This is a genomic window from Mesobacillus selenatarsenatis SF-1, from assembly GCF_000813125.1.
Classification (GTDB): Bacteria; Bacillota; Bacilli; order Bacillales; family Cytobacillaceae; genus Mesobacillus; species Mesobacillus selenatarsenatis.
The window spans coordinates 1-22,400 of sequence record NZ_BASE01000101.1 but is presented as its reverse complement, the minus strand read 5'-3'; the positions used below and the strand labels follow the sequence as shown (position 1 = coordinate 22,400).

The 22,400-nt window shown below is 43.8% G+C and carries 19 protein-coding genes and 1 other annotated feature; of the genes, 2 read left to right on the top strand and 17 right to left on the bottom strand.

The window, feature by feature from the left end; all coding sequences use genetic code 11:
* Positions 1-7: 7 nt before the first annotated feature.
* From TY49_RS19485 to zapA, 12 genes are all read right to left on the bottom strand, one after another.
* A complete protein-coding gene (locus tag TY49_RS19485) occupies positions 8-1,231 on the bottom strand; it encodes a hypothetical protein (protein WP_041967576.1) in 1,224 nt (407 codons plus the stop codon).
* A 376-nt stretch (positions 1,232-1,607) separates the two neighbouring features.
* Complete coding sequence (gene trxA, locus TY49_RS19480; protein ID WP_041967575.1) at positions 1,608-1,922, bottom strand: thioredoxin; 315 nt, start codon at positions 1,920-1,922, stop codon at positions 1,608-1,610.
* 172 nt (positions 1,923-2,094) lie between these two features.
* A complete protein-coding gene (locus TY49_RS19475; protein WP_041967574.1) occupies positions 2,095-3,072 on the bottom strand; it encodes an electron transfer flavoprotein subunit alpha/FixB family protein in 978 nt (325 codons plus the stop codon).
* A 38-nt stretch (positions 3,073-3,110) separates the two neighbouring features.
* Complete coding sequence (locus TY49_RS19470) at positions 3,111-3,884, bottom strand: electron transfer flavoprotein subunit beta/FixA family protein (protein ID WP_041967573.1); 774 nt, start codon at positions 3,882-3,884, stop codon at positions 3,111-3,113.
* Positions 3,885-3,972: 88 nt separating this feature from the next.
* Entirely contained in the window at positions 3,973-4,746 is a 774-nt protein-coding gene (locus TY49_RS19465; protein ID WP_041967572.1) for an enoyl-CoA hydratase, read from the bottom strand.
* 129 nt (positions 4,747-4,875) lie between these two features.
* Positions 4,876-5,478 (bottom strand): fatty acid metabolism transcriptional regulator FadR, encoded by a 603-nt coding sequence (gene fadR, locus TY49_RS19460; RefSeq protein WP_041967571.1) that lies wholly within the window; start codon positions 5,476-5,478, stop codon positions 4,876-4,878.
* 218 nt (positions 5,479-5,696) lie between these two features.
* Positions 5,697-7,400 carry a long-chain-fatty-acid--CoA ligase gene (locus tag TY49_RS19455; RefSeq protein WP_041967570.1) on the bottom strand — a complete coding sequence of 568 codons (1,704 nt, stop codon included), beginning with the start codon at positions 7,398-7,400 and terminating at the stop codon, positions 5,697-5,699.
* Positions 7,401-7,994: 594 nt separating this feature from the next.
* Entirely contained in the window at positions 7,995-8,399 is a 405-nt protein-coding gene (locus TY49_RS19450; protein ID WP_041967569.1) for a DUF350 domain-containing protein, read from the bottom strand.
* 82 nt (positions 8,400-8,481) lie between these two features.
* Positions 8,482-10,839: an endonuclease MutS2 gene (locus tag TY49_RS19445; RefSeq protein WP_041967568.1), complete on the bottom strand. Its 2,358-nt coding sequence runs from the start codon at positions 10,837-10,839 to the stop codon at positions 8,482-8,484.
* Between the two features lie 202 nt (positions 10,840-11,041).
* Positions 11,042-12,760 carry a DNA polymerase/3'-5' exonuclease PolX gene (polX, locus tag TY49_RS19440; RefSeq protein WP_041967567.1) on the bottom strand — a complete coding sequence of 573 codons (1,719 nt, stop codon included), beginning with the start codon at positions 12,758-12,760 and terminating at the stop codon, positions 11,042-11,044.
* Positions 12,761-12,999: 239 nt separating this feature from the next.
* Positions 13,000-13,542, bottom strand: a complete 543-nt coding sequence (locus TY49_RS19435) for a CvpA family protein (RefSeq protein ID WP_041967566.1) — start codon at positions 13,540-13,542, stop codon at positions 13,000-13,002.
* Positions 13,543-13,549: 7 nt separating this feature from the next.
* Positions 13,550-13,813 (bottom strand): cell division protein ZapA, encoded by a 264-nt coding sequence (gene zapA / locus TY49_RS19430; RefSeq protein ID WP_371931994.1) that lies wholly within the window; start codon positions 13,811-13,813, stop codon positions 13,550-13,552.
* A 139-nt stretch (positions 13,814-13,952) separates the two neighbouring features.
* On the opposite strand from zapA, the gene rnhC reads away from it, so the two are divergent.
* Positions 13,953-14,882 (top strand): ribonuclease HIII, encoded by a 930-nt coding sequence (gene rnhC / locus TY49_RS19425; protein WP_041967565.1) that lies wholly within the window; start codon positions 13,953-13,955, stop codon positions 14,880-14,882.
* Positions 14,883-15,178: 296 nt separating this feature from the next.
* Here the strand turns inward: rnhC and pheT are convergent, their stop codons facing one another.
* From pheT to TY49_RS19410, 3 genes are all read right to left on the bottom strand, one after another.
* Positions 15,179-17,593, bottom strand: a complete 2,415-nt coding sequence (gene pheT / locus TY49_RS19420) for a phenylalanine--tRNA ligase subunit beta (RefSeq protein WP_041967564.1) — start codon at positions 17,591-17,593, stop codon at positions 15,179-15,181.
* 19 nt (positions 17,594-17,612) lie between these two features.
* On the bottom strand, positions 17,613-18,650 hold the full coding sequence (pheS, locus tag TY49_RS19415) for a phenylalanine--tRNA ligase subunit alpha (protein ID WP_041967563.1): 1,038 nt from the start codon (positions 18,648-18,650) through the stop codon (positions 17,613-17,615).
* A 56-nt stretch (positions 18,651-18,706) separates the two neighbouring features.
* Positions 18,707-18,955, bottom strand: a binding site (T-box leader).
* Between the two features lie 61 nt (positions 18,956-19,016).
* Positions 19,017-19,772: a TrmH family RNA methyltransferase gene (locus TY49_RS19410; protein ID WP_041967562.1), complete on the bottom strand. Its 756-nt coding sequence runs from the start codon at positions 19,770-19,772 to the stop codon at positions 19,017-19,019.
* Positions 19,773-19,895: 123 nt separating this feature from the next.
* On the opposite strand from TY49_RS19410, the gene sspI reads away from it, so the two are divergent.
* A complete protein-coding gene (sspI, locus tag TY49_RS19405) occupies positions 19,896-20,108 on the top strand; it encodes a small acid-soluble spore protein SspI (protein WP_041967561.1) in 213 nt (70 codons plus the stop codon).
* 291 nt (positions 20,109-20,399) lie between these two features.
* Here the strand turns inward: sspI and TY49_RS19395 are convergent, their stop codons facing one another.
* Both TY49_RS19395 and TY49_RS19390 read right to left on the bottom strand, forming a co-directional pair.
* Positions 20,400-21,485 (bottom strand): M42 family metallopeptidase, encoded by a 1,086-nt coding sequence (locus TY49_RS19395; protein ID WP_041967559.1) that lies wholly within the window; start codon positions 21,483-21,485, stop codon positions 20,400-20,402.
* A 75-nt stretch (positions 21,486-21,560) separates the two neighbouring features.
* Complete coding sequence (locus TY49_RS19390; RefSeq protein WP_041967558.1) at positions 21,561-22,052, bottom strand: dUTP diphosphatase; 492 nt, start codon at positions 22,050-22,052, stop codon at positions 21,561-21,563.
* Between the last annotated feature and the right edge of the window lie 348 nt (positions 22,053-22,400).

Below are 22,400 nucleotides of genomic sequence, written 5' to 3'. Positions count from 1 at the left end.
ATTTTTATTAAAGCAAACCATTAATTGCAGTAATTACAGCTTCGCCTTTGGCTTTTGCTTCTTCCGTGTTGTTTTCCGCTATTGCATTATACCAAGCCTCAGCATCAGCAAAGACTGATTGTGTTTTTTCTTCACCCATCTTTTCAGTCATTTGTCCTTGAAGCATTTTCAGGAACATATTGCCTTCCATCGCACTTACTTTTGCTTCAACTTCATTGCCTTCAGCAAGCAAGTTTGGAGCTTTTTCGTAGTATCCCTTAATTTTACCCGCGACAGCTTTTGCGAACAAAGCGTTTGTTTCTGCTGATTTGATTGTTGTAGGGTCAGTAGTGTTCAAAGTGAATAATTTATCTAATTGTGCTGCAGCTGCTTCATCTCCACCGCCAAGTGAACCTTTGATTGCTTGATAGAAGCCCCATGCCTCAGCCTGCATGATTGATAGTTCTTTTGAATCTTTTCCTTCTTTAGCTCCTGCTTCGATTTTCTCAGCATATGATTTTGCTGCAAGGTAGTAGCTTCTGTAGATAGACTTATCAGTTACTTGAAGGTAAACCTGGAAATCTTCAGCATTACCAGCATTAAGGGCTTCTTCCTGTGCTGATAATCCAGAGTTGATGTTCTCGACAAGGCTTGCATCTCCGCTTAGCTCGTAGTACTTATCACGCTTTTCAGCTGTTGGAATGAAAACCTTTTCTGCCAGGTGCTTGATTTGTGCGAATGCCAGATTTGCCTCATCCTTCTTATCTTCATTTAGTGCCGCAACAGCTTCCTTTTGAAGTGCCTTTTGGTTCTGATAGAAATAGGATTGAGTTGTCTTATCTGTCAATTGAACAGCGATAATTGGTTCCATTTCTCCACTTTTTCCAGCAGTAAGTGCAGCCTGGATCGCCTGGTCGAATTCTGGATTAAGTTCGGCTATATCCTTTTGAAGACCTGCTTCATATTTTTGTTGGACAGTATCCCAATTAACTTCCTGGCCTTCTTTTGCTTTTACGAGTTCAGACATCATATCAGCATAAGCATCAGCTTGTTTTGCTGCGTCTGTATCTTCTACATTGACTTCCTTGGTTTCTTCAGTATTTTCCTTTGTTTCTTCAGTATTTCCTTCTGTTTCAGCCTGTTTGTTCTCTTCAGGCTTCTCTGCAGTTTCGTCTCCTCCGCAAGCTGCCAATACTGTGCTTGCCATTAAAAAACTTGCAAAGATTGCTTTCAGATGCTTCTTCTTGTTCATGTTTGAAATCCCCCTATGTAATATGATCCATCTTATAAATGATAATGATTTTCATTCACAATTGTTATTATAGGCGAGAATGATTATCACTGTCAACGGACTTTGTGCGAAAACTTTGACAAACTTGTGAAAAGTATTTTTTTCAATAAAAACTGCATTCAATTTCAAACTGAAATAGTGATGGGAAAATCATTTCGGTGCATTCAGAACACTAATCATTCATCGTAATCGTATTGGTAAATCATTTGGCACATTATCAACTTGCAGGCGAACAGGCAGTGTTATTGTGGTCTTAATACAGTTTTTCATGCAATTACGGATATATCCCGCAAAAAAAATCCCGCCTTCTCTGAAGGCGGGATTTTTACAATTATGCTTAGATATGCTGTTCCAGGCGTCCTGCAAGTGCTTCTTTGGGTTGGAAACCGACTACTTTGTCAACAGGTTGACCATCTTTAAGTACAAGTAGTGTCGGGATGCTCATGATGCCGTATTGTGCAGCAGTTTGCTGATTGTCGTCAACATCAAGCTTCACGATTTTCACTTTGTCGCCCATTTCTGAATCTAGTTCTTCAAGCACAGGAGCGATCATCTTACAAGGTCCGCACCAAGGTGCCCAAAAGTCAACAAGCACTAGGCCTGATCCTGTTTCGTTAGCAAAAGTTGCGTCAGTAGCATGTGTAATAGCCATTTAAATGCCTCCTAAAAAAATCTGAATACTAACGTCAGTATATCATCGTTTACCAATTGATGCTATTTATCTGCTCTTGTTGTAATTCACCCTTTTTGCATGTGGATATTCCATGTACAGACAAAAAAACAGACGAGAGTTTCGTCTGTTTTTTTAAAATTCAAGTATATAATTAAGCGTTGACTTTAAGCTTTTTGAATTCTTCAGTAAGCATTGGAATTACTTCGAATAAATCGCCAACAATACCGTAGTCTGCGACTTTAAAGATATTTGCTTCTGAATCTTTGTTAATCGCTACAATGACCTTGGAGTTGGACATACCGGCAAGGTGCTGAATTGCTCCGGAAATACCGGCAGCGATATATAAGTCTGGAGTTACGACTTTACCTGTCTGGCCGATTTGCAATGAGTAGTCACAGTAGTCAGCGTCACATGCGCCACGTGAAGCTCCTACAGCTCCGCCTAGAACATCAGCAAGTTCCTTAAGCGGCTCAAATCCTTCTTCACTCTTTACACCGCGTCCGCCTGCTACAACGACTTTGGCTTCAGAAAGGTCTACACCTTCAGTTGCCTTACGGACAACATCCTTGATGATTGTTCTCAGGTCTTTGATTTCTGCAGAAACAGTTGAAACCTCTCCAGATTTACCTGCATCCTTTTCTAGTGGAGCGATGTTGTTTGGACGGATTGTCGCAAACACTAGTCCATCAGTAACAATCTTCTTTTCGAAGGCTTTACCAGAATAGATTGGACGAGTGAAAACAAGATTACCACCTGCTTCCTCAACCGCTACAGCATCAGAAATCAGGCCTGAACCTAATTTGCTTGCGATTTTAGGAGCAAGGTCTTTTCCAAGTGATGTATGTCCAAAAATGATACCTTCTGGATTTTCCTGTTCAATAACAGCCATCAAAGCTTGTGAATACCCATCTGGTGTATATTGTGAAAGCTTGGCATCTTCTACTGCTACAACTTTGTCAGCACCATACTGGTATAGGTCGTTTCCTAATGAATTTACAGACTCTCCGATCAATACTCCTACTACTTCTCCGCCCTCAGCAACTGTTTTTGCAGCTGCAATCGCTTCGAAAGAAACGTTTCTAAGTTGTCCGTCACGTGCTTCTCCCAATACTAATACTTTTCTCGCCATTTGATTTACCTCCTGCGTATTTATTCTTCCTATATGTCTTAAACGACTTTTGCTTCAGTATGAAGCAGGTTGACAAGTTCCTTAACCTGATCGGCAAGTTCGCCTTGAAGGACTTTTCCTGCCTCTTTTTGCGGAGGAAGATAAATTTCAATTGTCTTTGTCTTAGCTTCTACATCGTCCTCATCCAGATCAAGATCATCAAGTTCAAGCTCATCAAGAGGCTTTTTCTTTGCTTTCATGATTCCTGGAAGAGATGGATAGCGAGGCTCATTCAGACCTTGCTGTGCAGTTACAAGAACAGGAAGGCTTGTCTCAATGACTTCTGAATCCCCTTCTACGTCTCTAGTAATAGTAGCAGTCGTTCCATTGATTTCCAGTTTAGTAATCGTTGTTACATAAGGCATTCCAAGCTGTTCGGCAACGCGAGGTCCTACCTGGCCTGACCCGCCATCGATTGCGACATTTCCGCCGAGGATGAGGTCAGCTTCCTTATCCTTAAGGTATTCAGCAAGGATTTTCGCAGTTGTGAACTGGTCGCCGTCTTCAACGTCATCCTCGATATTGATCAATACAGCTTTGTCTGCTCCCATAGCCAAAGCAGTGCGCAGTTGCTTCTCTGTTTCTTCATTGCCAACAGAAACAACAGTAACTTCGCCGCCTTGAGCGTCCCTCACCTGGATTGCTTCCTCAATCGCATATTCATCATAAGGATTGATGATGAATTCAGCGCCATCTTCATTGATCTTGCCGTTTGCAATCGTGATTTTTTCTTCTGTATCGAATGTCCTTTTCATTAGAACGTAGATATTCATTTGTTCCCCTCCTAAGTATTCAAACATTTTAGCTGTTCTAAAGATTAGAAATATTTATGATAAAAAAATTTGATGCTAAAAGATTTGCTTATCTGCCTTTAAAATCCGGTGACCTTTTTTCCAGGAATGCCTTGATTCCCTCCTGCCCATCCTCTGACAGGAAGACATCGCCGAAAAACTTGGCTTCTTCCTTAACTCCTTTGTAGAAGGATTCGTGCTTGGAATAGTTCAAGAGTTTAATAGCAGCACCAATGGAAACTGGACTTTTTTTCGCAATTTTTCCAGCAATCTTGTATGCGTTTTCAAGCAACTGCTCTTCAGGATAAGCGTGGTTGGCCAATCCATATTGGACTGCTTCCACACCTGTGATTGGGTCGCTCGTAAACAGCATCTCTGCCGCTCTTGCAACGCCCACAAAACGCGGAAGACGCTGGCTGCCTGCAAATCCTGGAATCAGCCCAAGCTGCAGCTCTGGCAATCCCAATTTAGCATTTTCAGCTACAAGGCGGAAGTGGCACGCCATCGCAAGTTCAAGTCCTCCGCCCAATGCCGCGCCATGGATGGCAGCGATAATAGGCTTTGGAAAATGCTCCATGCGTTCGAACAAGTCCTGACCGTACTCAGCAAGCTGAGCAAAATCTTCGCCTGTTTTGATCGTAGTGAATTCCTTGATATCTGCTCCTGCTGAGAAGAATCTACCTTCACCATGAATTAAAACAACCCTGATTTCTTCATTCCCTTCGATTTCATCCAATACTCCTGAAATCTCTTTCAGCAGCCCGGATGCAAGGGCATTTGCCGGCGGACGGGCAATCGTGATTGTTGCGATCCTGTCCTCCGAAGACCATTTGAGATACTCCACATTTTCCCCTCCTTTTACTTGAAGGCATATTTCGCATTCAAATATAACATCTTTTAGCGAAATCCGCCTTTTAAGCGCCTTTTCCTATATCCAGGCAGATCAAGTAGCCAGAATACTGGAGAGGCCAGATTAAAGGACCGGTTTGGCACCATGGTACCCGCAGCCGTTGATCAGCAGCTGGTGTACCGCTTTAGCCAGGTCAGTAAGATTGTATTTCTGTTCATTCATGACCCATGAAGTCGCAGTTTCATCTACTGTACCAAAAATCATCTGCCTTGCAAGACGCAAATCCAGGGAGCTTGAAAACTCTCCATTCTCTATGCCTTCCAAAATGATTTTGTCGATCAGCATTAAGTAGCCCTTAAGCACCTCGTTGATTTTATGCCGGAGATCCTTATTTGACTGCCTTAGCTCCAGCTGGGTTACAATTGCAAGATGCCGGTCATCTGAAAGAATCTTGAAATGCGTTTCGACCAACATATATAATTTCTCTGTTGCTGTTTGTTTTCCTGCAATTTTTTCTTCAATACTTCCGACGAAGTAACCCATTTTCTCCTGGAACAGAGAAATCAGTATGTCTTCCTTATTCTTGAAATACAAATAAATGGTCCCATCAGCCACTCCAGCCTGCTTTGCTATTTTAGACACCTGCGCCTGGTGGTAGCCGTTTTCTGCGATAATGACCACTGCTGCGTCAATTATTTGCATATATTTCGGCTTGTTTTTCTTCATTTCTTTCACTCCCGCTCCAGGAAAAGCACAAGCATTAAATGCTACAGTGGCACACTCCCGTTTACGAATTTTTGTCTGCAATACTTTCCAATGAATGAATCGTCATTCATATTTTTATAATAGTATTCACTCACATTTCTGTCAAGGAAATGTGTTTCATTTGGACAACCCTTCTTTATCAAAAAGAAAGAGCCGATATTGGGAGCCGGCTTTTAAAATTAAGCTCTCTTCTGCTTGTCTTCCTGATTCTTTGCTTTTTCTTCATCAACTAATGCTCTTCTGAGAATTTTACCTACCGCGGTTTTAGGAAGTTCTTTCCTGAATTCAAATAATCTCGGCACCTTATATGCAGCAAGATGTTTGCGGCAATATTCATTCAGTTCTTCTTCTGTCGCTTGTGCACCCTCTTTAAGAACAATATAGACTTTTACCGTTTCACCTCGATACGGATCTGGGATTCCTGCTGCCACTACTTCCTGAACAGCTGGATGCTCATAAAGAACTTCTTCTATTTCACGCGGATAAATATTAAATCCTCCGGCAATGATCATGTCTTTCTTCCGGTCGACAATATAGAAATATCCTTCCTCGTCCATATATCCAAGGTCTCCAGTGAGCAGCCATCCATCTTTTAACGTTTGCTCTGTTTCTTCGGGCCTGTTCCAATATCCCTTCATTACCTGTGGCCCTTTGACTGCTATTTCTCCAACTTCTCCAGGAGGCAGCGGTTCACCGTTTTCCATTGATAGGACAACAGAATCAGTATCTGGCCAAGGTACACCAATGCTCCCTTTCACACGTTTTTTATCCCAAAGGAAATTCGCATGAGTGACTGGAGATGATTCAGTTAGACCATACCCTTCAACAAGCTTCCCTCCAGTGATTTGTTCGAATTTCTCCTGTACCTCGACCGGCAGTGGAGCTGAACCGCTAATACAGGAATCAATTGACGATAAATCATATTTTTTCAGGTCGGGATGATTCAGCAGACCGATATAGATGGTAGGTGCTCCCGGAAACAGTGTAGGCTTCTGCTTTTGAATTGTCTTTAATGTAGTTTCAGGGTCGAACTTCGGCAATAGGACCATTTTCGACCCTTGCATCACCGATAGAATCAGGACGGCAGTCATACCGTACACATGGAAAAACGGCAGGATTCCCAGGACTGTTTCTTCGCCCTCTTTGCATTTATACAGCCAGGCATTGCTCATCGCCGCATTCGCAATCAGGTTCTTATGAGTCAGCATAACCCCTTTCGGAAACCCTGTTGTTCCGCCAGTATATTGTAATAAAGCCAAGTCTTCTTCAAAATCATAATCGTATTCTTTAATTTTACCGGCAGGCTGTTTCATAATTTCAGTGAAAAGATGATTCTGTCCTTCATGCTTCACATTTACGATGATGCCATACTGTTTTTTCTGGATGAATGGATAGACAAGATTTTTAGGGAAAGGAAGATAGTCCTTGATAGCGGTTACAATTACATTCTCTAAATCCGTGTTTGCAATGACCTTGGAGACCCTTGGGAATAAAATGTCGAGCGTGATGATTGCCTTCGCACCAGAGTCCTTCATCTGGTATTCTAGCTCCCGTTCCATATACAGAGGGTTAGTTTGGACGACAATTCCCCCCGCCATCAGGATTGCATAGTAACTGATGATAGACTGAGGAGTGTTCGGCAGCATGATCGCAACCCTGTCCCCTTTCTCAATTCCCAGGTCTTGCAAATAGGCAGCCAGTTTTTTCGCATAGTTGTAGACTTGCTTATACGTCAGCTCTTTCCCCATAAAGTGGATTCCCACCTTATCAGGATATTTCTCAGCAGTCTGCTTCAAATAGTCCTGCACCGTTGCTTGTTGAAGATCCAAATGAGCAGGAATTTCCGGAGGGTATTGCGACAGCCATGGCTTTTCTACTTCCATCTTGTTGCCTCCTTATTTAAAATTTTTTGAAAATTCTATCTCTCATTATAATATAATGGTCTTTTTATGACAATTAGAATAGTTTTTTGGAGGTTTATAGGGACAAACTCCCATGTGTATTACCTGAGTCTAATCCTTTCTGTCTTTTTAATGACATGGCTCTGTTAATCACAGCTGTTGATTTCCGTTCCAGGCGCTTCGCTTTGCGCGGGGAAGAATTATGAAAAAGCCCAACTTCCGACTTTTTCAAACACCAAATTCTTCCTTGCAGTCCGGGAGCCTCCTCGGCGCTACAAGCGCCTACGGGGTCTCCCATGACTTGCTGATCCCTCAGGACATTGATTGGCTTCCTCGAATCTGCCCACGCACGATGGAAATGCGATAGCATTTTCGGAGGAGCCTTCGCGCCTTCCACTACAATCAACAGGATGTAAAAATAACATTTGGCTTAAAAAAGCAAAAAAAACCGCCAATAAGACGGTTTTTCTAATTCCTATACAAAAAACATCATATAGATAATGCCGACTAACAGAAATATTCCGCATAGAATCAGCAATATTTTAGCCAGTTTTTCCACTCTTTTAGATCCCCCTGTTAAATTCCTGCTCCGATGATATAAGACAGGCCGATAGAAATGACCATGGATATCAGGCCTACTGCGCGGTTGTCGTTTTCTATTTCTTTATCAATATTGAACTTGGGTGTCAGGAATTCAAAAATAAAGTATCCAATCAAAAGCAAGACGAAACCGAAAATTCCCCAGCTGATCATCGTGAGCAGTGAATCATGCTGATTGATGGAATAGCGGAATATATTGGCTACACCGAAGATTTTCCCGCCGGTGGCCATCGCAACGGAAATATTCCCTTTTTTGATTTCTTCCCAGTTGCGGTATTTTGTCACTAGTTCAAAAACAGCAAGAAATACGACGATGCAGAGAATCGATACACTATAATAACCAGCTGTAACTATATATTCATTTTCCCAAAAATGATCCATATCCATTCTCCCTGAAAAGATTTTACCCCACTGCCTATTATAAAGTGTTGTGACGGGGATTTGCATTATTTTGCATGCGTTACTACTTGAATTCTACTACAGTCACGCCTGTTCCGCCTTCACCTGCATCTCCGAATCTTATTTTCTTGACTGACCGGTGGTTGCGGAGGTATTCCTGGACTCCCTGCCTCAATGCCCCGGTTCCTTTTCCGTGAATGATATTGACTCTTGGGTAGCCGGCAAGCAAGGCATCATCGATATATTTTTCTACTCTCATGAGTGCATCTTCATAACGCTCTCCCCTGAGGTCAAGCTCCAGTCCAACGTGGAAGTCCTTGCCTTTCACTATGGCTAATGGTTTTGTTTCTACCGGCTTAGGAGAGTTAATATATTCCATATCTGTTTCTTTCACTTTCATCTTGAGAATGCCAATCTGTACTTGCCATTCTTTAGCATTAACCCGTTCAACAAGATGTCCTTTTTGATCAAAGGTCAGAACCTTGACCTCATCCCCTGGCTTGAACTCATGTTTCGCAGGGTTCGCTTTGCCTCCGCCTTTTTTCACCTGGTTGAGCTCAGGTGTCGCCTCGCTCAGGCGCCTTTTGGCGTCGATCAATTCATGCTCTTTGATCTCGGCACCTTTATCAAGGCGCATCTTCCGAAGGTCACGGATGATTTCTTCCGCTTCTTCTTTTGCTTTTTCCAAGATTGAAGCAGCTTTTCCTTTTGCCTTTTCGGCCAGTTCTTCTTTTTTCTGATAATACTCTGCCATCTGCTTTTGCAAATCCTTATGCAGGTGTTCTGCATCTTTCATCAGCTGGTGTGCTTCTTCACGGTCTCTCTCCGCTTGTTTACGGCTGGACTCAAGGGAAGCAATCATGTTTTCGACCTCATTGCTGTCCGCGCTGATATAGGATCTCGCTGTAGTAATGACAGATTCTTTCAATCCTAACCTCTTGGAAATTTCAAAGGCATTGCTTCGACCTGGTACGCCAATCAATAGTTTGTAAGTCGGGCTCAATGTTTCCACGTCGAATTCTACGCTGGCATTGGTGACGCCTTCCCGATTGTATCCATAGGCCTTTAGCTCTGGATAGTGGGTTGTCGCGATCACTCTTGCACCAAGCTGATACACTTCGTCCAGTATTGAGATTGCCAGTGCTGCTCCTTCCTGAGGATCAGTGCCGGCACCAAGCTCATCAAATAGCACAAGGCTATTGTGGTCAACCTTTTCAAGGATTTCCACGATATTGACCATATGGGATGAAAAAGTACTCAAACTTTGCTCGATCGACTGTTCGTCACCAATGTCGGCATAAACTGACCCAAAAACAGCCACTTCTGATCCGTCAAGTGCGGGAATCTGCAATCCTGCCTGGGCCATAAGCGTACAAAGTCCGACTGTCTTCAAAGTAACGGTTTTACCCCCGGTATTCGGCCCCGTGATGACAATCGTCGTATAATCACTCCCTAAAGTGACACTGTTAGGAACAACTTCATCCATCGCGATCAGTGGATGTCTTGCCTCGAAAAGATTGATCCGGCCCTCATCATTGACGATTGGCTTTGAGCCCTTGATTTTGCTACCATATCGCGCCTTCGCAAACATGAAATCAAGCTCTCCCATAATGCTGACGATTTGCAATAGCTCATCATGATGGTCGGCGGTAAGTGCTGAAAGCTCTGAAAGGATTCTTTCGATTTCCTGCTGCTCTTTTACCCGGATGCTCTGAAGTTCATTATTCAACTGGACAACAGATTGCGGCTCAATGAACAGAGTCTGCCCAGAAGAACTTTGATCATGGATGATCCCGCCATAATGCGAGCGATATTCCTGTTTTACAGGAATGACAAATCGATCGTTCCTGATGGTGATAATGGCATCAGAGAGCATTTTTGACGCGTTGGATGAGCGAATCATGCTTTCCAATTTTTCACGTACTCTTGCTTCTCGCGTGCGCATTTGCTGTCGAAGTGACCTTAGTGCTTCACTTGCACTATCAAGAACCTCGCCGCCTTCATCGATCGCGTTTCTGATCGATTCTTCCAAATTCGCAAGGACGATGATTCCCTCTGTATAGCTCAGTAAGATAGGAACCTCGGTAACTTCCTGCAAATCATCGACAAATCGCTTCATTTGTCTGCTGGCATGAACAGTGCTTGCCACCTGTACCAGTTCACTTGGACTGAGCATGCCTCCGATTTGCGCCCTTTTTACATGCGGCCTTATATCATGAATACCGCCTAATGGTACATTTCCTTTAAGTCTTAGAACCTTGGCTGCTTCATCTGTCTCTTCCTGTAAACGGGATACTTCCGAAAAATCAACGGAAGGCATCAACGCAATTGCTTTTTCCCGTCCTAATGAAGATGATGCGTGTTCAATCAACTGGTTCCTGATTTTATCAAATTCAAGTGTTTTCAAAACTCGCTGCTGCACAAAAATTTCCTCCTTCTTCTTTAGCGAAGGTTATTAGAAAAGCGTAAGCGCCTTGGTCAGCCCCGACAAGCGCTGGAGGGCCGACCAGTGAAATCGTTCTTTGACTTCATTGGGAGGACCGAAGCGACTCGAGGGGCTAGGCGCTGGAGCTAGACATTTCTCCAAGAGAATTCTTTATCATCTTTTTTTATAAAGACGTTTTTTAATTACGGCCATGCAGGAAATCTAGCAATCCGTTCAAATCCATTGCATTGAGGACTGATGATTCCTTAATCCAGCCTTTTCTGGCGGCTGTTACGCCTATATCCATATGCTCTAGCGTATCCACTTTATGCGCGTCTGTATTGATGACAAGCTTGACACCTTCATCCTGAGCTTTCCTTAAATATTCTGATGCCAGATCAAGTCTGTTCGGATTCGCATTCAACTCAAGTGCTGTATTCGTTTCTTTTGCCAGCTTGATCAGCATATCGATATCAACTGAATATCCCTCACGACGGCCGATCAGCCTGCCAGTTGGATGCGCAATGATATCAACATGAGCATTTACCAGAGCAGTCTTCAAACGATTCATGATTTTTTCGGTTGGCTGGGAGAAAGAAGAATGGATCGATGCAATGACCAAGTCGAGGTCTGCTAGCAAATCATCTTCAAAATCCAATGTACCATCCGGTAAAATATCCATTTCAATTCCTGTCAAAATCGTGAAATCATCAAACTTCTTGTTCAGTTCCTTCACTTCTTCAATTTGCTTCCGCAGGCGTTCCGGCGTCAGACCGTTCGCTACCTTTAAATACTGGGAATGGTCTGTGATCGCCATGTATTTATAGCCTCTCGCGATACATTCCCTTGCCATTTCCTCGATTGAATGGCCGCCATCGCTCCACGTTGAATGCATATGAAGATCACCTTTAATGGCTTCGAGAGTGATGAGTTTCAAGTCTTCTTTATATAATTCGACTTCAGAGCCGTCTTCCCTTAACTCAGGCGGAATGAAAGGAAGGCCGAAATACTGATAAAATTCTTCTTCCGATTTGAATGTGGTGACTTCACCTGTTTCTACATTCTCAACACCGTACTCGCTGATCTTTTCTCCTTTTTCCTTCGCAAGCTGCCGCATTCTTACATTATGGTCTTTTGAACCAGTGAAGTGATGGAGCGCAGTTGCGAATTCCTCAGGATCGACAAGGCGGAAGTCCACGTTCACATCATAATCGAGACCAAGTGTGACAGAAACCTTCGTATCCCCCGCTGCAATAATTTCTTTTATGTTCGGCAGTTTGATCAGCCCGTCCTTCACAGCCGACGGATTTTTTGAAGCAATGATAAAATCCAGATCCTTGATCGTCTCTCTCATCCTGCGCAAGCTTCCTGCTTTAGAAAATTGTTCGATTTCCTCTATTTTTTGAAGATATGATTCAATTAATTCTGCAACCGGGAGCATGTATGCAAGCGGCAGTCTATCCGGCCTTGTGCCGAAGTTATCAATTGCCGCAAGAATCTTTTCTTCGCTCTTTTTGCCAAAGCCTGCAAGGTCACGAATTTTCCCTGACTTCGCAGCCTCCTCCAGGTCGTGGATACTTTCTACTCCCAGCTCCTTGTATAGCTTGGCAATCTTTTTCCCGCCCATTCCCGGCAGCTGCAAGAGTGGGATCAGCCCGCTCGGTACTTCTTCCTGCAATTCCTTCAGCTCAGTTGATTGCCCTGTCTCCATGAATTCCTGGATGACTCCGGCTGTTCCTTTGCCGATTCCTTTGAGTTCAGTCAACTCGCCCATTTCTGACATGCTGCGCTCATCTCCCTCAAGAGCCATTGCAGCCTTTCGGAACGCAGAGACCTTGAATGGATTTTCACCTTTTAATTCCATATATATAGCAATCGTTTCAAGTAATTGTACGATATCTTTTTTATTAACAGACATGATGTCCACCTGCCTTTAAAATTCTCGACCGGATTAGCCGGACGTAGTCATTGTCTTCTATTTTATAGAAAACAAGCCCAGCTGTGAAATTAAATGAAAAAATAATATGATGATGAGTTATAAACAGCCTGACTAAGTGCAGTGTTTATAGTATTGGGTGTTGCTGCTTTTCCATCCTTACACTCGATAGAATCATGAGAAATCGTTAAAAAAGAAAAAACTTCTCCGCAACAGAGAAGTTATGCAGCCATGTATTCAATCCAAAGTTGTTTAATTTGCTGGGAAAATACTGGGGTATTTTTTATGATGTTTTCGGCTAGAATTGAATCGTTCAGTGGTCCCTGGATCGCCTGGATTGGCAGTAAAGCAGCAATGTAGAGAACAATAAATAAAAGCAGGTAAACTTCAACAAAGCCAAGGAACCCTCCTGCCCAAACGTTCAACTGCTTCAGGATTGGAAGGTGAGCCACAAAATCGAGCATCGAACCGATGATTTGAAGCAGGATTTTCACTGCGAAGAAGATGGCTGCAAATGCAATCGCCCGATAATATGCATCTTCTAAATTGGCATTCTCAAATAGAAGATTCAACGTCGCATTGCTGCCCAGATTCGGATATGGAATCCACAGAGTCAGCTTTGGCGCCAACTGGTCATAATATATGTACGCAACGATGAAGGCTGCGATGAATCCAGCCAAATGGATGGTTTGCAGGATGAACCCCCTCTTCAATCCTACAATGAAGCCAATAAGCAAAATAGCTAATACAGCAAGATCAAGCATGCATTTTTCAGTCCTTTAACCTTTTAATTTCCGCTTCGAGCGATTCAACACGATCTTTCATTTTTATGTAATCATTAACCGCATTCACAGCAGTTAATACAGCTAATTTACTAGTATCAAGTGAAGGATTCGCTGAGCCGATCTCACGCATTTTATCGTCTACCATCGAGGCAATGAGCCGGATATGGCTGGTGCTTTCTGTGCCGACGATCGTATATTGCTGTCCGTATATATCGACAGTCGACTTATTTTTTTTTGTGTCTGACAACATTTATGCCCCCATTCATAAGAATCCTATTTTATACTATAACATGAACGTAAAAGGCTGGGAAGTATTTGCCTGTCAGATCTGTATGATTTTTGGAAGAATATGTCTAACCATGAAAATGTAAAACAGGGAGTGTAGAGCAATGGGAAATAGTGTCCTTCAGAAAAGTCCGGAAGAAGTCAAAAAGATGAAAGAGTATTATAGTAAGTTTCTTATTGATAAGCTTCCGCCTGGCAGCGTTTTTGCCGCCAAAACACCTTCCTGTGCAATCACTGCTTATAAATCAGGAAAAGTATTGTTCCAGGGAAAAGATGGGGAGACCGAGGCAGCCAGGTGGGGAACGGCACTGATGCCTTCTGCAAAAAAAGCGGCTGCACCAACTCCCGGCTCCCATCTGCCAAAGAATATTGGCGAGATTTCCATCATCGGTTCTGATGAAGTGGGAACTGGCGACTATTTCGGCCCGATCACCGTCGTCGCAGCCTATGTCAGGCGGCAGGATATACCCGTATTGAAGGAGCTCGGTGTCCAGGATTCAAAGAATCTCAAGGATGATAAAATCATCGAAATCGCCAAGCAGCTCGTAACCTTTTTGCCGCACAGCCTGCTGACACTGCATAATGAAAAGTACAACCAAATGCAAATGAAAGGCATGTCGCAGGGCAAGATGAAAGCTCTGCTGCATAACCAGGCGATCCACCATGTTCTTGAAAAAATCGCCCCTGAAAAGCCTGAGGCTATTTTGATCGATGAATTTGCAAAAGAGCAGATTTATTACGCCCATTTAAAAGGTCAAAAGAAGATTATCAGGGAAAACGTTCTGTTCAGTACAAAAGCAGAAGGAATTCACCTGGGAGTGGCTGCAGCGTCGATGATCGCCCGCTACGCCTTTGTCCGCCATTTCGAGAACCTCAGCAAACGCGCAGGATTTACGATACCTAAGGGTGCTGGCGCCGCTGTTGATAAAGCGGCTGCAAGGTTGATCCTTGATAAAGGTATAGGTGTATTACCAGAATTCGTTAAGCTCCATTTTGCCAATACTGAAAAAGCGAAGAAGATCGCCAGGGTGTAGGTCGATTTTCCTGGAAAAAAGGAGCTGTTTTTTCCAGTTCGCGGAATTGTGGCAACTTTTCGCGGAATTATATGTGTTTTTCGCGGAATTCGCAGAGAATTTCGCGGGAATGCCCGCCATTATCGCGGAATTCAATCTGAACCGGCACCCTAGCTACGCTTTTTCGCCGGTTTCCGACTGGTTTTCAAGAGAACTCCACCATTTCCGCCGGAATCCACATGGATTTTTTCATGGTATCTCCCCTTTTAAGCTGAATAGAACATTAAAAAGGCAGCCCGCGGGCTGCCTTTTCAAATTTATCCTCTTAAAACTGCCCCAGCTTTTTCTTCAAGAGCTGCAAGGACTTTATTATGTGCTTTTGCAATGTCTTCGTCAGTCAGTGTTTTTTCTGGATCGAAGTATTTCAGTGAGAACGCAAGGGATTTCTTGCCTTCCTCCATTTTTTCACCTTCGTACAGGTCGAAAACATTCACTTCTTTTAATAATGATCCACCAGCTTCAGTGATGATCGTCTCCAGGTCGCCGGCAGCAGTTGCTTTTTCAACTACAAGGGCGATATCCCTTGAGATAGATGGGAAGCGTGGGATTGCTGTGTACTGAAGCGGTGCTGTTTCTGCTTCCAATAATGCTTTGAGTGATAACTCGAAAACATAAGTTTCTTTCAAGTCGAGTGATTTTTGTTGGGTTGGGTGAACCTGGCCGATGAAGCCGATGACATTGCCATTCAGCAAAATTTCGGCCGTACGCCCAGGGTGCAAACCATCAAGCTCAGCCTTCGCGAAATCTAACTGGCTTTCAAGTCCCAGCTTTGCAAATAATCCTTCAACGATACCTTTAAGAACAAAGAAATCAACAGGCTTCTTCTCACCCTGCCAAGGATGGCTTTCCCATAGGCCAGTAATGGCTGCGGCAAGGTGTTCGCGTTCTTCTGGAAGGTCTTCATTGCTGTTTTTCAGGAAGACTGCCCCAGTTTCATATGCAGCGAAACTCTCGGTCTGGCGAGCGATATTGTATTTCAATACTTCAAGCAGCTGAGGTACGATGCTTAAGCGCAAAAGGCTGCGGTCTTCGCTCATTGGCATTGCCAGTTGAACAGGCTCGCGCTTATCCAATGCGTACTGTGTTGCTTTCTCTGCGCTTGTAAGGGAATACGTGACTGCCTGGTAAAGACCTGCGCCTTCCATGTAACGGCGGACAACACGGCGTTTTTTCTGGTAGTCAGAAAGGTGTCCTGGTGTTGACTCTCCTACAGGAAGAGTTGTCGGCAGGTTGTCATAGCCATACAGACGGCCGACTTCTTCAATCAAATCTTCTTCAATTGTGATGTCCCCTCGGCGAGTAGGTACTGTTACTGTGATTGTGTCATTATCAACAGCTGTTTCGAACTTCAGGCGCGCAAAAATGTCCTCAACCTGATTCATTTCAAGGTCTGTTCCCAGAACTTTATTGATTTTTCCGAGTGTAGTTGAAACAACAGCTGGCTTAACATCCAAAGCATCAGCTTCCGCTTCACCGCCAAGAACTTCTCCACCAGCAAGCTCAATCATCAATTCAGCCGCACGTTCTGCAGCAGGGCGAACTCTTGCAGGGTCGACACCTTTTTCATAACGTGAGCTAGCTTCACTGCGCAATCCATGGTCCTTCGAAGCCTTGCGGATAACTCCACCTGTAAAATAAGCTGACTCCAGCAGGACTGTTGTTGTATCACTGCCAACCTCTGAATTCGCTCCGCCCATTACACCTGCAAGCGCAACCGGTTCTGTTCCGTTTGTGATGACTAGGTGATCAGGAGTCAATGTGCGTTTCACATCATCAAGCGTTTCGATCACTTCGCCATCCTTTGCGCGGCGGACAAGGATTTCCTTTGAGCCAAGCTTATCGTAGTCAAATGCGTGAAGCGGCTGTCCGTACTCCAATAAGATAAAGTTCGTGATATCAACTACGTTATTATGAGGGCGGATGCCTGCAGCCATCAATCTTGTTTGCAGCCAAACTGGTGATGGACCGACTTTTACATTCTTGATCACCTTTGCAACGTATAGAGGATTATCTTCTTTGGCCTCAACAGTTACGTTGATATAGTCACTAGCTAGTTCTGTTGATGTTTCAGGCTGTGGATTTGGCAGCTTGATGTCCTTCCCAAGAATCGCTCCAACTTCATATGCAACACCAAGCATGCTCATCGCATCTGCACGGTTTGGCGTCAAGCCAAGCTCAAGAATCTCGTCATCTCTGTTTAAAGCTTCTAAAGCGTCCTGGCCTATTTCTGTGTCCGGAGTGAAATTGTAGATACCTTCCGCATACTCCTTAGGTGCCAGTTTCCCTTCGATTCCAAGCTCCTGCAGCGAACAGATCATTCCATGGGATTCTTCACCGCGAAGCTTTGCTTTTTTAATTTTGAAGTTTCCAGGAAGAACTGCTCCAACTGTCGCAACGGCTACCTTTTGGCCTTTGCCGACATTAGGCGCACCACAGATGATTTGAACCTGTTCTCCATTGCCAAGATCAACTAGTGTTTTGTTCAGTTTTTCTGCATTCGGATGCTTTTCGCACTCAAGGACATGGCCGACAACTACGCCCTTTAAACCTTCATTTAATTTTTCTACGCCTTCTACCTCAATGCCGCTTTTGGTGATTTTTTCGGCAAGCTCTTCAGCAGATACGCCTTCCAAATCGATATATTCCTGCAGCCATTTATATGATACCAACATGGTTTTACCCTCCTAATCCTTATTCTTCAACTGAAAATTGCTTCAAGAAACGGACATCGTTTGTATAGAAATGACGGATGTCATCGACTCCATACTTGAGCATTGCAATACGCTCAGGTCCCATTCCGAATGCAAAACCAGTGTATTTCTTCGAATCATAGCCTGCCATTTCAAGAACATTCGGGTGGACCATCCCTGCACCAAGGATTTCAATCCAGCCTGTTCCCTTACATACGCTGCAGCCTGATCCGCCACAGATTTTACAAGAAATATCCATTTCGACTGATGGCTCAGTGAATGGGAAGAAGCTTGGGCGCAGACGGATTTCACGGTCTTCGCCGAACATTTTCTTCGCAAAAACTTCAAGTGTTCCCTTCAGGTCACTCATTCTTACATTCTCATCAACGACAAGCCCTTCAATCTGCATGAACTGATGCGAGTGGGTCGCATCGTCATTATCACGACGATAAACCTTCCCCGGGCAGATGATTCTTACAGGCCCCTTGCCCTGATGTTTTTCCATCGTTCTTGCCTGTACCGGGGATGTGTGTGTACGCATCAATGTTTCTTCTGTGATGTAGAAGGAATCCTGCATATCACGAGCCGGGTGTCCCTTCGGAAGGTTCAATGCTTCAAAGTTATAGTAGTCTTTCTCGACTTCAGGGCCTTCCTCTACTGTGTAGCCCATGCCGATGAAAAGATCCTCGATTTCCTCGATGATGCTCGTAAGCGGGTGATGGCTTCCAGTTCTGACAGGTCTCCCAGGAAGAGTCACGTCGATTTGCTCAGATGCCAATTGCTTTTGAACCGCTGCTTCCTCGAGTTCCTTCTGCTTTACCTCAATCTGGCCTGAAATCGCATCACGGACTTCATTTGCCAGGGCACCCATTTTCGGCCTTTCTTCAGCCGATAACTTGCCCATTCCTTTTAGTACTTCTGTGATTGGTCCCTTTTTTCCAAGATAGGAAACGCGGACATCATTCAATTCTTTTAGGTCAGCTGCTGTGGCAACTTTTTCAAGTGCCTCTGCCTGCAGTTCTTTTAAACGATCCTGCATTGGTAAATCCTCCTTCAAATTCTTCTTTTTTGAACACAAAAAGACCTCATCCCTGATAAAGGGACGAGGTCTTGGTTATCGCGGTACCACCCTTTTTAACAGGCAATACAATATGTATTACGTGTTCGCTTCATTGAGATAACGGCTTTGTGCCGATGCATCTTTACGCTTCTGTAAAAAAGCGGTCCCGATGCCAACTCAGGAGGTGAACTTCGCTTGCCTGCTCCATAAAAATGCTTCCAGTCATCGGCATTTTCTCCCTTAATGGCCAGCTTCAAGCTACTTTTCTCCGTCATCGTTTTTGAAATATTATTTTTGCTGTTTATTATATTATAATCTTGGCGCAGTATCAAATGGTTTTAGCGCCTATTTTGCTGTTTTTAAATAATATAGCAAAATACCTGCAGCGACAGCGACATTCAGTGATTCGCTTTTGCCGTAAATCGGGATATAAAGATTTTGTGTTGTTTTTGCCAGAAGCTCTTTATTTACACCGCTTCCTTCATTTCCTACGAGCAGGGCGAAGGCTTCCCCTTTTTCAGCCTCTGTAAAAACGACTCCATTTTCCAGAGCAGTTCCATAAACCGGGATGTTCTCAGCTTGAAGCTTGTTAATCCACTCGGAAAGGTCGCCACTTAAAACAGGCATATGGAAGTGACTTCCCTGCGCAGAGCGCAAAACCTTAGGATTATACATGTCGACACTGCCCTTCCCCACAATGACAGCATCAATCCCGGCAGCATCAGCTGTCCGAATCATCGTGCCAAGGTTACCCGGGTCCTGGACAGAATCAATCAACAAAAAGGTTTTTCCATTTGTTTCTGTGTTTTTTGGCTGCTGGCATACTGCAAATATGCCCTGAGTTGTCTCGGTATCAGCAAGCTGCTTGCTGATTTCATCCGTTACAACCGTAACAGGAATCTCACCGTAATCCAGACCAGGCGGCAATTCGGTTTTTTCGCTTAAAATGATTTCTTCTACATCTTCTTTTTTCGTGAGTGCTTCTTCAACTAAATGGAAGCCCTCGACAAGGAACATACCGGACTTGTCGCGTTCCTTTCGCGTCAGTAATTTCTTCCACTGCTTCACTTGCGGATTTTTATCAGATTGAATGTACTTCAACTCTGGCTCTCCTTTAATATGGCTTGTCAATTTTACTATTATAGCTCAAAACAGATACATAATAAAACCAAAATTGTTCATCCTATAACCATCTTGGTAATTTGAAAGGAGTTTGAGCAAAGGATGAACTTAAACCTTAGGAATGCTGTCATTTCAAATGTAGCAGGAAATTCACAAGACGAGCTTAAAGATACAATCGTCGACGCGATCCAAAACGGCGAGGAAAAAATGCTTCCAGGACTTGGAGTTTTGTTCGAAGTAATCTGGCAAAACGCCTCAGAGGACGAAAAGCAGGAAATGCTGAACGCATTGGAAGATGGATTGAAAGGAAAGTAATAAATTTGGAAGGACTCCTTCATTTTGAGGAGTTCTTTTATTTTTGTTCTGATTGGATCCTCCTTTTCCATCAAATGGATAAAGTAGTGATTAATCTCGATTTCGTAGTGATAATGGTTAATTTCGTAGTGATCAAGGCTGTTTTCGGAGTGATTAATGGTGATTTTGTAGTGGTTATGTTCAAAAGCGTAGTGATTATCTAAAAAGCTGTAGACAAAATGTTTAATAAAGACAAAAAAATTGTCCAGAAAACCAGTTTTTACTGATTTCTGGACAACCACATACTAAATCTTATTCAAAAGTAATCTTTTCAACTGTTTCTTTATCAAGACGCTTGATGACTTCTACGATCAGCTTTACAGCGTTTTCGTAATCGTCACGGTGAAGCATTGCTGCGTGTGAGTGGATGTAGCGTGTCGCAATCGTGATGGACAACGCTGGTACACCGCGGTGTGTCAGGTGGATAGCTCCAGAGTCCGTTCCACCGCCTGCTACTGCATCGAACTGATATGGAATGTTCAATTCATCAGCCAAGTCTGTCACAAAGTCACGAAGTCCCTTGTGGGATACCATTGAAGCATCATAGATGATGATTTGCGGGCCGTCTCCCATTTTGCTCAACGCTTCTTTTTCCGTAACGCCAGGAGTGTCGCCGGCAATCCCTACATCGACACCGAAAGCGATGTCAGGCTGAATCATCTGGGCAGAAGTTTTAGCGCCGCGAAGGCCCACTTCTTCCTGAACTGTTCCTACACCATAAACAACGTTCGGGTGCTCAGCATCTTTAAGACCCTTCAGAACATCAATTGCAATGGCACAGCCGATGCGGTTATCCCATGCTTTAGCAAGAAGCATTTTTTCATTGTTCATGACTGTGAACTCGAAGTAAGGAACGACCATGTCCCCAGGAGTGACTCCCCATTCCTTCGCTTCATCACGGCTTGAAGCACCGATGTCAATGAACATGTCCTTGATGTCGACCGGCTTTTTGCGTGCTTCTGCCGGAAGGATGTGAGGCGGTTTAGAACCGATGACCCCAGTGATCTCGCCTTTACGGGTAACAATTGTCACGCGTTGTGCAAGCATAACCTGGCTCCACCAGCCGCCAACTGTCTGGAAGCGGATGAATCCTTTGTCATCAATGCTTGTTACCATGAAGCCTACTTCATCAAGATGGCCTGCAACCATGATTTTCGGTCCATTTTCATTGCCGACTTTCTTCGCAACCAGACTGCCAAGGCCGTCCGTAGTTACTTCATCAGCGAATGGAGTTATGTATTTCTTCATTACTTCTCTAGGCTCACGCTCATTGCCGGGAATTCCTTTGGCATCGGTTAAATCTTTTAGCATTGTTAATGTTTCATCTAATTTAGCCATTATTTCGACTCCCTTAATATGTAGTTTCGAAACCTATTATACTAGACAAGCGGGGTATTGTACAAAAAATTCTGCCTAATAACCTTTACGCTGCCTATCATAATTTACTTCATTTTTCTTAATATATGCCTGTTCAATTTGATCGTCATTCATTCCAAGCAGCAACGCAAGCTCCATATAGCTTTCAAATAAAAGAACGTAAACAGCTTTGCTGCGGCTGTTCCTGAATTTTTGTACGGTCTCGTATATTGCGAGGAACTGATTGCTGATGTCGATTTCGGCGGTTTTATTTTGGGTGACCGACTCAAGATCTTCATATCCACATTCAATACCCAGCGACAGGATAAAATGAACTCCATCCACAAACTCCTCGAGGATGACATCTCTTTCGGAGGATGGCTTCACACTCCAAAACTTGAAACACCTCGTCTCATTAGCAAGCTCGCCGATTTCAACAAGCAACGCGAGAATCTTTCTATCAAATAAATCTTCATTCCCGAGACCGTGTTGAGATTCAATATGACTATCGAGTGCTTTTTGCATTTTAAAAAGAGTTTTTGTATTCATTTTTCAGCTCCATCTGTAATTTTAGGCTTAATCAGCTTTGATTTTGACAAGTTACCGTGGTCCTTCTCAAAAGCGGTCTTAATACCCCGGGTATTTTGACAGCTTCCTTTGTTCTTCATCAAACCTGTATGAACTTGGGGGTACTTCTGACAGCTTTCCCTTGTTCTCCCTCAAAGCTGTCTGAACTTAGGCGGACTTCTGACAGCTTTTCCTTGTTCTCCCTCAAAGCTGTCCGAACTTGGGCGTACTTCTGACAGCTTTTCCTTGTTCTCGCTCAAAGCTGTCCGAACTTGGGCGTACTTCTGACAGCTTTCCCCTGTTCTCGCTCAAAGCTGTCTGAACTTGCAC

Coding starts and splice junctions, on each gene's coding strand:
- pheT (WP_041967564.1), bottom strand. CDS start 17,593: ATGTTGGTATCATATAAATGGCTGCAGGAATATATCGATTTGGAAGGC.
- trxA (WP_041967575.1), bottom strand. CDS start 1,922: ATGGCTATTACACATGCTACTGACGCAACTTTTGCTAACGAAACAGGA.
- fadR (WP_041967571.1), bottom strand. CDS start 5,478: ATGAAGAAAAACAAGCCGAAATATATGCAAATAATTGACGCAGCAGTG.
- zapA (WP_371931994.1), bottom strand. CDS start 13,813: ATGTTGTCAGACACAAAAAAAAATAAGTCGACTGTCGATATATACGGA.
- polX (WP_041967567.1), bottom strand. CDS start 12,760: ATGTCTGTTAATAAAAAAGATATCGTACAATTACTTGAAACGATTGCT.
- TY49_RS19475 (WP_041967574.1), bottom strand. CDS start 3,072: ATGGCGAGAAAAGTATTAGTATTGGGAGAAGCACGTGACGGACAACTT.
- TY49_RS19450 (WP_041967569.1), bottom strand. CDS start 8,399: ATGGATCATTTTTGGGAAAATGAATATATAGTTACAGCTGGTTATTAT.
- TY49_RS19395 (WP_041967559.1), bottom strand. CDS start 21,485: ATGGCTAAATTAGATGAAACATTAACAATGCTAAAAGATTTAACCGAT.
- rnhC (WP_041967565.1), top strand. CDS start 13,953: ATGGGAAATAGTGTCCTTCAGAAAAGTCCGGAAGAAGTCAAAAAGATG.
- TY49_RS19470 (WP_041967573.1), bottom strand. CDS start 3,884: ATGAATATCTACGTTCTAATGAAAAGGACATTCGATACAGAAGAAAAA.
- sspI (WP_041967561.1), top strand. CDS start 19,896: ATGAACTTAAACCTTAGGAATGCTGTCATTTCAAATGTAGCAGGAAAT.
- TY49_RS19485 (WP_041967576.1), bottom strand. CDS start 1,231: ATGAACAAGAAGAAGCATCTGAAAGCAATCTTTGCAAGTTTTTTAATG.
- TY49_RS19455 (WP_041967570.1), bottom strand. CDS start 7,400: ATGGAAGTAGAAAAGCCATGGCTGTCGCAATACCCTCCGGAAATTCCT.
- pheS (WP_041967563.1), bottom strand. CDS start 18,650: ATGCAGGATCGTTTAAAAGAACTGCAGGCAGAGGCACTTGAAAAAGTT.
- TY49_RS19390 (WP_041967558.1), bottom strand. CDS start 22,052: ATGAATACAAAAACTCTTTTTAAAATGCAAAAAGCACTCGATAGTCAT.
- TY49_RS19435 (WP_041967566.1), bottom strand. CDS start 13,542: ATGCTTGATCTTGCTGTATTAGCTATTTTGCTTATTGGCTTCATTGTA.